Raw genomic sequence first — 8,918 nt, 5'->3', positions numbered from 1 at the left:
CATCTCCCCCTCTCCCCCTCTCCCCCTCTCCCCCACTCCATCACTCCCCCATCTCCCCATCTCCCCATCTCCCCATCTCCCCCCTCTCCCCATGCTCCACCCCAACCCCGCCCCCCCACTAATGCACTGGCTGACCAAAACCCTGCCCGATCGCATGGAGGCCCTAACCCGTTTCCTGGGTCGTCGTCAGCTATTGCTCTTGTTGTTATGCCTCGGGCTGTTGGCCCGCCCTCTGGTGATGGTGCAGCTGGCCATTTGGCAGCAGGGGCTGGTGGCTGTGCTGCTGATTGGGCTGGGGTATGGCATCTTGCAATTGGAAGATGCCCATGCCCAAACCAGCACAACCCGAGAGCGGCTGCATCTGTTGATGGTGGTGCTGAGTGTGCTCACCACCGTCCGTTACCTCTACTACCGCACGGTCTACACCCTCAACTTTGCCACCCCGCTGGATGGCACCTTTTCCCTACTGCTGTATGGGGCAGAGCTGTACGCTCTGGGAACCCTGTTTTTGTCCTATTTTCAGACCCTGCGGCTGCGCGATCGCACTCCCATCAGCCTCCAGACCATTCCCCCAGAACAATGGCCCACAGTGGATGTTTACATCCCCACCTATGACGAAGATGTGGGCATTGTCCGCAAAACCGTGCTGGCAGCGGTAGCCATTGACTACCCCCGCGCTAAAAAGCAGGTCTATGTACTAGACGACGGCCGCAAATATCCGGAGCGGCGGGCGGCCCTGGCCGCGATGTGCGAAGAGCTGGGGGCAACCCTGCTGACCCGAGACAATAACGACCATGCTAAGGCAGGCAACATCAACTGTGCCCTGGGGCGCACCCACGGCGACCTGGTGTTAATTCTGGACTGCGACCACATGCCTGTGCGGGGCTTTTTGCAAGACACCGTGGGCTTCTTTACCGATCCTTTGGTGGCACTGGTGCAGACCCCCCACTGGTTCTATAACCCCGACCCATTTGAACGCAACCTGCTAACCCAGGGGCAGGTGCCCGTCGGTAACGAGCTGTTTTATAAGGTGCTGCAAAAAGGGAACGACGCCTGGAATGCCACCTTCTTTTGTGGTTCGGCAGCGGTGGTGCGGCGCAGCTATCTCCTAGAAGTGGGGGGGATTGCCACCGAAACCGTCACCGAAGACTGCCATACCTCCCTGCGGCTCCATTCCCAGGGCTATCGCACCATCTACTACGACAAAATCATGGTGGCTGGCCTGGCGCCCGAAAAGTTTGCCGCCTATGTGGGGCAGCAGGTGCGTTGGGCCCGGGGGATGGCCCAAATTTTGCGACTGGAAAATCCTCTGTTTAACCGCCGCCTGAATCTGAGCTGGGCCCAGCGCATCTGCTACTTTAGCGCCACCTCCCACTTTTTCTTTGGCTTTCCGCGGCTGATGTATGCGATCGCCCCGGCCCTGTTTCTCCTGTTCAGCATTAACTCAGTAAAGGGGTTGGGGGTAGAAACCTTGCTCTATGCGCTGCCCCACATTGTGCTGTCCATGCAGGCCAACCACATTCCCTACAAGCGGGTGCGGTTTTCCTTCTGGAATGAGATTTATGAATTCGCCATGTCGTTTCAGGCGGGCATTGTCACCCTGCTGGCGCTGATTAACCCTGGCCTAGGTCAGTTTAACGTCACCGCCAAGGGGCTAACGGTGAACCAGCGCACCTTTGACACCCACAGCGTCCGCTATCTGCTGGTCCTGGGAGTGCTGACCGCCGCCTCGTTGGTCGCCGTACCCTTTTGGCTGTTGCTCAGCCCCGAAGATACCCAGGCGGTTTTGATTAATGCCCTGTGGTGCAGCTTCAACCTGGTGTTAGTTTCATCCGCTTGTTTGGTGGCCCTAGAACAACCTCAACTGCGCCGGGCCCACCGCCTACCCCGGCAACTGACCGCCATTATTCACAGCGAAGGACGGAGTTGGCCAGGCCAAACCATCAATGTCAGCGAATCTGGGGCCCAAGTCCGCCTGGATGAATGGCCCAACGTGGCCGACCAGGTCTGGGTAGAGTTAGTGGGAGACTATGATGGACGGGCCTTGCTCGAAGCCCATATTGTCCGAGCCACTGCTACCAGTCGCCTGGAAACCGAACTATTTCTTGATTTTATTAACGTCAGCCCCAGTCAGGCGGACGATCTAGTCCTGGTGCTGTATTCCGATGTGCAGCAATGGTACTCCCAAAATCGCAGCCAGGTAGACAAGCCGCTGCGATCGCTGACCTTTATTGCCACCAGTCTGTGGCGGGTGTTTACCGACTTTCAGCCCGCCGATGAGGTCAAGGTACGCAAACAGGTCAACGCCGAGGTGCATCTCACCTGGGAAGGCTGGCACCATGACAGCTACCCAGCCTGGGTCGTCGAGATGGGCACTGGCGATCTGCGGTTGGCCGTGCAGGGGCTGGCAGAACTAGACCAGGCAACCCTAGCCGAAACCTTCCCCACCGTGGGGCTGTTGTTTCCGCCCAGGGGCGAACTATCTGTGGCCCAAAGCCTGGTGGCCCAGGTCACCCAGGCGACTACATTGCCCCATCCCAATCCAGAGCAAACTAAACTGCTCCTAGAGCTTAGCTTTCCCGAAGCATTGGCCCACCAGCAACAACGCAAAATTAAAACCATTCTCAGGACATTAACCTGAACCTATTATCTTTATTTTGCCTTTATATAATTACCACCCATAATTCTAGAGTTTATCTAGCATTTATGGTTTACTCAAAACACCTTGTTATAATACTTGAAAGGCAACGGTTAAGCGCTTCATTCCTGATTATCGACACTACTTAGAACCATTGCCGACAGCTATTTTAGATGTATATCAGCTCTAAATTAATGCTGACATTTATGGTTCACAGGGGTTATATCTACTAGTAATGCAAGCCTGAAATTACAACGTTTAGGTTTCTTAGACAATTTTCAAGGGTCAAACCTTGGCAAAAATATCATCCTAAACCCTACTAATTTAGGCAAGTGTCAATGTTAGATATCCCGCCCCTTCCATCAGGGTCTTCATTTTTTAAGGATATCAGTCCTGGCCTAAGTCCAGCTCAGAAGCAACCGAATCTAGCTCAGATTCTGTAGTTTTATCCCAGATAAAACCACATGTCTAGACTCGATAAGGCTTAGGAATTTTTGCAAAGGCAAACCCCTTCTGAGCGTGGATAAGGTTCAGCCTAATGGAATACTTTCAGTGGGTTGCTCACACAGGCTGGTTAATAGCTGGCCTGGGTCAGCGGTGCCCTGTACTTCCTCTATTGTGACGTTTGTAATGGCTATGCAGCAACCGCTTTTAAACACCGTTCCCATGGCTTCTCTATCTTCATCTCCCCCCTTACATCCGTTAAGCTTGCTAGCCCAAATTAGCAGCCGCCAGGTCACTGGTTGTTTAAAAGTTACAACCGCCACAAACACTTGGCTACTGTGCTTAGAGAACGGACAGCTTAACTATGTCTCTACTGCCGATCGTGCCTTTGACCGATTGGATCACCATTTGCGACGAATGAGTCTGCAAGTGCCCAACTTAGTCAGTGCCGTGCGAGTCCAGGTGAGGCTGCTGTTTGAGCAACGGGCCACCCATGCCGAAGCCATGGCTGACTATCAGGCCATTTGTTGGTTAGTGGATCAACAACACTTGCCCCCCAACCAGGCCGCAACCCTAGTAGAAAACCTGTCAAAGGAGGTATTAGAAGCCTTTTTAGAGGTGCGCCAGGGCAACTACGAACTGCTCGACGGCACCACGCTGGGGAACACCCCCCGGTACTGTCGGCTAAACCTGAGGGCCACGGTAGAGGAGTGCTACACCCGTCTAAAGCAGCGCAATGGATCAGGTAGTCAGGCCCGAAACGGTTGGTTGCAGCGTCCCCCTGTCCCCCGGGTTGAGGCCCCCGTAGCCACGCCAGTGCAGCCGTCACCCCCCCCAGCCGCTCCGGTCAAGCCCAGCACTAAAACCAGCTACACCATAGCCTGTATCGACGATAGCCCCACGGTGCTGCGGGCCATTGAAGGATTTTTAGATGACAAAATGTTTTCAGTGATTATGATTGACGACCCGGTTAAGGCCCTGATGCAGGTCATCCGTAATCGGCCTGATTTAATCTTGCTTGATGTCACAATGCCTAATCTAGATGGCTATGAGTTGTGCTCGTTACTGCGGCGCCATCCAGACTTCAAAAATACCCCAATTATTATGGTGACCGGCAATACTGGGTTTATCGATCGCGCCAAGGCCAAATTGGTTAGAGCCTCGGGCTACTTAACCAAACCCTTTGGTCAATCTGATTTGCTAAAAATCATCTTCAAACATTTGAACTAAGCATTAACTATGTCATTTTTTTTAGATTTGATCTCACGTTTGTTCTAGTAAGTGAGTAGTGAACGCCAGATTTCTAATGCGCAAAGTCTCTAAATAAAAGCGTCATTAGCATTTACAAACTTCTCTTGAGTACCTAGGTAAAATAGCTATGCAAACAACCCTGACAGGCACCATTTTAGTGGTTGAAGACACCCCCTCAGAAATGGAGCTGATGGTGCATTATCTTCGAGATAGCGGCTGCACCGTGATTAGTGCCGCCACGGCCCAGGAAGCCTTAGATAAAGCGGCGCAGCATCACCCTGATGTAATTGTGACCGATGTGGTGATGCCAGGCATGAGTGGTTTTGAACTGTGTCGCAGCCTGAAAAAACAGTCGGAAACGGCCCACGTACCGATTGTGATTTGTACCTCTAAAAATCAAGATATTGATCGCCTATGGGGCATGCGCCAGGGGGCCGATGCTTACCTGACCAAGCCCTACACCCGCGATCAGCTGATCCAGGCGGTGACGGCCGTGATGCGGGTGAATCGATGAGTGACCTATCGCTAACCCCGTCCCCCGGACATACCAGTACCAGCACAGCGCTGGCTGCCGCAGCCCAGTCTTTTTTACGGTTTAGTCTGGGCTCCCAGGCGGCCTTATTGCCCACCCACCAGGTGCAAGAAGCGGTGACAACGGCAGCCGCCCGGATTACCCCCATGCCTAATATGCCTCCAGCTCTACTGGGGCTAATCAACCGACGTAGCCAGGTGCTGTGGGTCGTTGATTTAGCGCTGTTGCTGGGGCTGCCGGTGGCTTACCCCAACTCGCAGCAATACAACCTGGTGTTGATGCAAACCGGCTCCGTGTTACTGGGGTTGCGCGTCGACCACATTGACGGCATCTTTGCCACTTCTCTAAGCCAAATTCAGCCACCCCCCAACCATGTGCCCCTTTCCCTAGTGCCCTTTTTACGGGGCTGTGTTCTCCAGGCGGGGGAGGTGTTGCTGGTGTTGGATGCAGATGCCATTCTGCGAGCCCCGGCCCTGCAAGCTAGCTAATGTATTTTTCCCGCTGTAGTTCACAAGGTAGTTGACCCATGACCACGGATTTCCGCCCCTCCGCTCAACAGTCTCCCCCCAATGGCTCTGGTAATGGGGCCCAACCAGAGGGGGCACCCCTCGAAGCTTGGACGCCGAATGCCCCAGACCAGGGCCAGGACCTTCGGTACCGTGGTGTGGTCTATGGGGTGGATGGCAATAGCCCGGTTAAGGTCACCCATCGGGCTAGATTTGGCTGGATGCAGTGGTTTAATAACCTCACGGTGCGGCAAAAGCAGTTGACTGGCCTGTTTACCTCTGAGGTGATTTCGGTGCTGGGGTTGGTGGGAGTGGGCTCGTTTTTGATTGTCTCTAGCGGTCGTAGCCAACTGCTGAACCAGGCCCAGGCGGAACTGGCGGTCACTGACATTGAGTACAACATCAAGATTGACCAGATGGGCTTTGGCTTTCGAGGACAGTCTGACAACCGGGCGATTATTGATGTAGCCACGGCCGATGCCAATGGTCAGACGGTGTCCTCAGAGGCGATCGCGGCGGTGCAGCAAATTCTAGAAAATGAAATCAACGCCCGTAATATCGAATATGCCACCCTGGTAGGTACCGATCGCACCATTTTGGCCAATGCCAACCGCGATCGCAGCGGCCAAGTCTTTGACCCCAACGGCCTGGTGGGTACCGTGCTGCAAAACCCTCGCCAGATTAAGACCAGTGCCATTGTTAGTTGGGAGGAATTGCAGAACGAAAACCCGCCCCTGCCCGATGGCTTTGCCAACCAGGATGCCCTGGTGCGCTATACCGTTACCCCCGTCACCGATCCCGAGTCTGGGGATGTGGTGGGGGCGCTGGTATCCGGCGATATTGTCAACGGTAAAGCTGTGATTCCCCGGGGGGCGATCGCTCCTTTTGGTAACGGCTATAGTGCCTTGTACCAAATTCAAGCTGATGGCGACATGGCCGTGGCCACCTCCCTCTATGCCCAGGACAATCCCGATGTAGACGCTGCCGCGGCCGATGTTGCCCTCGACCACCCGGCCCTGTTGAACGAAGCCCTGGCAAACCCCGGCGAAGATGTCAGCCTGCGCGATCAGATCAATGGCACCACCTACACCCTGGCCGCCCGCACCATTGCTGACTTTAATGGTGAGCCCGTCGCCGTGATGGTGCGAGGCACCTCAGAAACCGCCCTCAACGCCCTGATTGCCGACAGTCTGCGGTTGCAAATGTTAATTGCCCTGCTTGCCCTGGGGGCCGACGTGGTCCTGGCTGCCCTGCTGGGACGGTCGATGCTGCGACCGATGAAAAACCTACAACATGCTGCCTGGAAATTTGGCATGGGCGATCGCCAGGCCCGAGCCGACGTATTTGCCACCGATGAAGTGGGTCAGGTGGCCCAGGTGTTTAACCACCTGGCCGAAAACATTAACCAGTCTGAAACGCTGCTACGACAGCAGGGAGAAAAAGAGCAGCGCAGTGCCGCCCAGGCTAATCTGCTAGCCGATCTGACCAGCCGCATTCGTCAGTCCCTGAGTGAGGTCACCATTCTCAATACCTCTGTGGATGGCCTGCGGGAGGTCTTAGGGGTCGATCGGGTGCTGATCTACCGCTTTCACCCAGACTATAAGGCGGGGGAGATCACCGCTGAGTCCGTCGGTCGTGGTTGGACGCGGGCCATGGGCCAAACCATCCAGGATCCTCTTACCCCCGAGGCCCTGGAGCGCTACTACGCCGGGCGAGTAACCACCATGGAAGACCGGGCTCAGGCCGACATTTCCCACTGCCACTGCGACATTTTAGAAAGGCTTGGGGTACAAGCCAATATGGTGGCCCCGCTGATGACTGGGGATGAGTTGATTGGCCTGCTGTGTGCCCACCAGTGCGATCGCCCCCGCCAGTGGAGCGACGCAGAAATTGACCTAATGCAGCAGGTGGCTGTGCAAATTGGCTATGCCCTCAGCCAGGCCCGTTTGTTGCAGCAGCAAGAGCTTAGCGCCACCCGCGAGCGTCAGCTAAATGAACTGGTGTCTCGCCTGCGGGAAAGCCTAGAAACAGAGCGGATTTACCAAGCCGCCGTCACCGAAAGCCGCCGCGCCCTGGCTACTGACCGAGTAGTGATCTACAAGTTTGACGAGACCTGGAAGGGCACCTTTGTGGCCGAATCGGTAGAGCAGGGTTGGCCCGCCGCCCTGGGCAGCGACCTCTACGACCCCTGCTTTAAAGATAAATACGTCGAGCAGTACCGCCAGGGCCGGGTACAGGCCACCGCAAACCTCTATGAGGCTGGCCTAACCGAGTGCCACATCAAACAGCTTGAGCAGTACCATGTCAAAGCTAACCTGGTGGCCCCGATTGTGGTCAACGAGCGACTGATGGGCCTCCTGATTGCCCACCAGTGCAGTGGTCCCCGCCAGTGGGATGCGATGGAGATCAGCTTCTTACGGCAGGTGGGCGTGCAGCTCGGCTTTGCCCTAGAGCAAGCAGAACTGTTTGCCCAAACCGAACAGCTGTCTGAAGAGCGGCGCCAAAAGCAAGAAGCCCTTCAGATGCAGCTGGTGGAGCTACTCAGCGAGGTGGAAGGGGCCTCCGCCGGGGATCTGACCGTGCGGGCCGATGTCACCGCTGGGGAAATTGGTACCGTCGCCGACTTTTTCAACTCGATTGTGGAAAGCCTGCGGCAAATTGTCACCAAGGTGAAGACCTCTGCCGAGCAGGTGAACGCCTCCCTGGGGGAAAACGAAGGGGCGATTCAGGCTCTGGCCACCGAGGCTCTGCGCCAGGCGGACGAGGTGACCCAAACCCTGACCTCAGTGGAAACCATGACCGCCTCGATTCAGCAGGTGGCCGCCAGTGCCCAGCAGGCGGCCGTGGTGGCCAACAGCGCCTCGACCACCGCCGAAACCAGCGGCAAAGCGATGGATTTGACGGTGCAGAATATCCTCAGCCTGCGGGAAATTATTGGCGAAACCTCTAAAAAGGTGAAACGCCTCGGGGAATCCTCCCAGCAAATTTCCAAGGCGGTGTCGCTGATTAACCAGATCGCCATGCAAACCAACCTGCTGGCCATCAATGCCGGGATCGAGGCTGCCCGGGCTGGGGAAGAAGGCCAGGGCTTTGCGGTCGTAGCTGAAGAAGTCGGGGAACTAGCCGCCCGCTCTGCCGAAGCCACCAAGGAAATTGAGCGGATCGTAGAAACCATCCAGCGGGAAACCGCCGAGGTGGTCGACGCCATGGACCAAAGCACCACCGAGGTGGTGTCCGGTACCCGCCTGGTGGAAGACGCCAAGCATAGTCTGGGTCGGATTTTAGAGGTATCCCAGCAAATTGACCAACTGGTGCAGTCCATTTCCACCGCCACCGTCTCCCAGGTGGAAATCTCGGAAACCGTGACCCAGCTGATGCAGGCGATCGCCCAAGAGTCCGCGCACACCTCAAAATCTTCCCTGAAGATTTCCAGCTCCCTGCGGCAGACCGTGGATGTGGCCAAATCTCTCCAGGCGGCGGTAGGCACCTTTAAGATCGGCGAGGAGTAAGGGATTGGGCCCACTGCGGTAGGCCCAATCCCTTACTC

The 8,918-nt window shown here is 55.9% G+C and carries 5 protein-coding genes; all 5 read left to right on the top strand.

Annotated elements, in window-relative coordinates; genetic code table 11:
* The first annotated feature begins 91 nt into the window (after positions 1 to 91).
* The 5 genes from bcsA (at position 92) to E1H13_RS15700 (ending at position 8,880) form a co-directional block, all read left to right on the top strand.
* Complete coding sequence (gene bcsA / locus E1H13_RS15720) at positions 92 to 2,641, top strand: UDP-forming cellulose synthase catalytic subunit (protein ID WP_169614366.1); 2,550 nt, start codon at positions 92 to 94, stop codon at positions 2,639 to 2,641.
* A gap of 663 nt (positions 2,642 to 3,304) precedes the next feature.
* Positions 3,305 to 4,312 carry a response regulator gene (locus tag E1H13_RS15715; RefSeq protein WP_240966662.1) on the top strand — a complete coding sequence of 336 codons (1,008 nt, stop codon included), beginning with the start codon at positions 3,305 to 3,307 and terminating at the stop codon, positions 4,310 to 4,312.
* 148 nt (positions 4,313 to 4,460) lie between these two features.
* Positions 4,461 to 4,847: a response regulator gene (locus E1H13_RS15710; RefSeq protein ID WP_169614363.1), complete on the top strand. Its 387-nt coding sequence runs from the start codon at positions 4,461 to 4,463 to the stop codon at positions 4,845 to 4,847.
* Positions 4,844 to 5,353 carry a chemotaxis protein CheW gene (locus tag E1H13_RS15705; protein ID WP_169614361.1) on the top strand — a complete coding sequence of 170 codons (510 nt, stop codon included), beginning with the start codon at positions 4,844 to 4,846 and terminating at the stop codon, positions 5,351 to 5,353. Before E1H13_RS15710 ends, E1H13_RS15705 begins: the two co-directional genes overlap by 4 nt.
* 38 nt (positions 5,354 to 5,391) lie before the next feature.
* Positions 5,392 to 8,880, top strand: coding sequence for a GAF domain-containing protein (locus E1H13_RS15700; RefSeq protein WP_169614359.1), 3,489 nt, complete (start codon positions 5,392 to 5,394; stop codon positions 8,878 to 8,880).
* Positions 8,881 to 8,918 lie beyond the last annotated feature (38 nt).

This window comes from Nodosilinea sp. P-1105 (genome assembly GCF_012911975.1).
Lineage (GTDB): Bacteria > Cyanobacteriota > Cyanobacteriia > Phormidesmidales > Phormidesmidaceae > Nodosilinea.
This window is presented reverse-complemented; position numbering and strand designations above follow the sequence as displayed.

Excerpts from the sequence above, each read along its gene's own strand:
- bcsA (WP_169614366.1), top strand. The coding sequence starts at position 92 with ATGCTCCACCCCAACCCCGCCCCCCCACTAATGCACTGGCTGACCAAA.
- E1H13_RS15715 (WP_240966662.1), top strand. The coding sequence starts at position 3,305 with ATGGCTTCTCTATCTTCATCTCCCCCCTTACATCCGTTAAGCTTGCTA.
- E1H13_RS15710 (WP_169614363.1), top strand. The coding sequence starts at position 4,461 with ATGCAAACAACCCTGACAGGCACCATTTTAGTGGTTGAAGACACCCCC.
- E1H13_RS15705 (WP_169614361.1), top strand. The coding sequence starts at position 4,844 with ATGAGTGACCTATCGCTAACCCCGTCCCCCGGACATACCAGTACCAGC.
- E1H13_RS15700 (WP_169614359.1), top strand. The coding sequence starts at position 5,392 with ATGACCACGGATTTCCGCCCCTCCGCTCAACAGTCTCCCCCCAATGGC.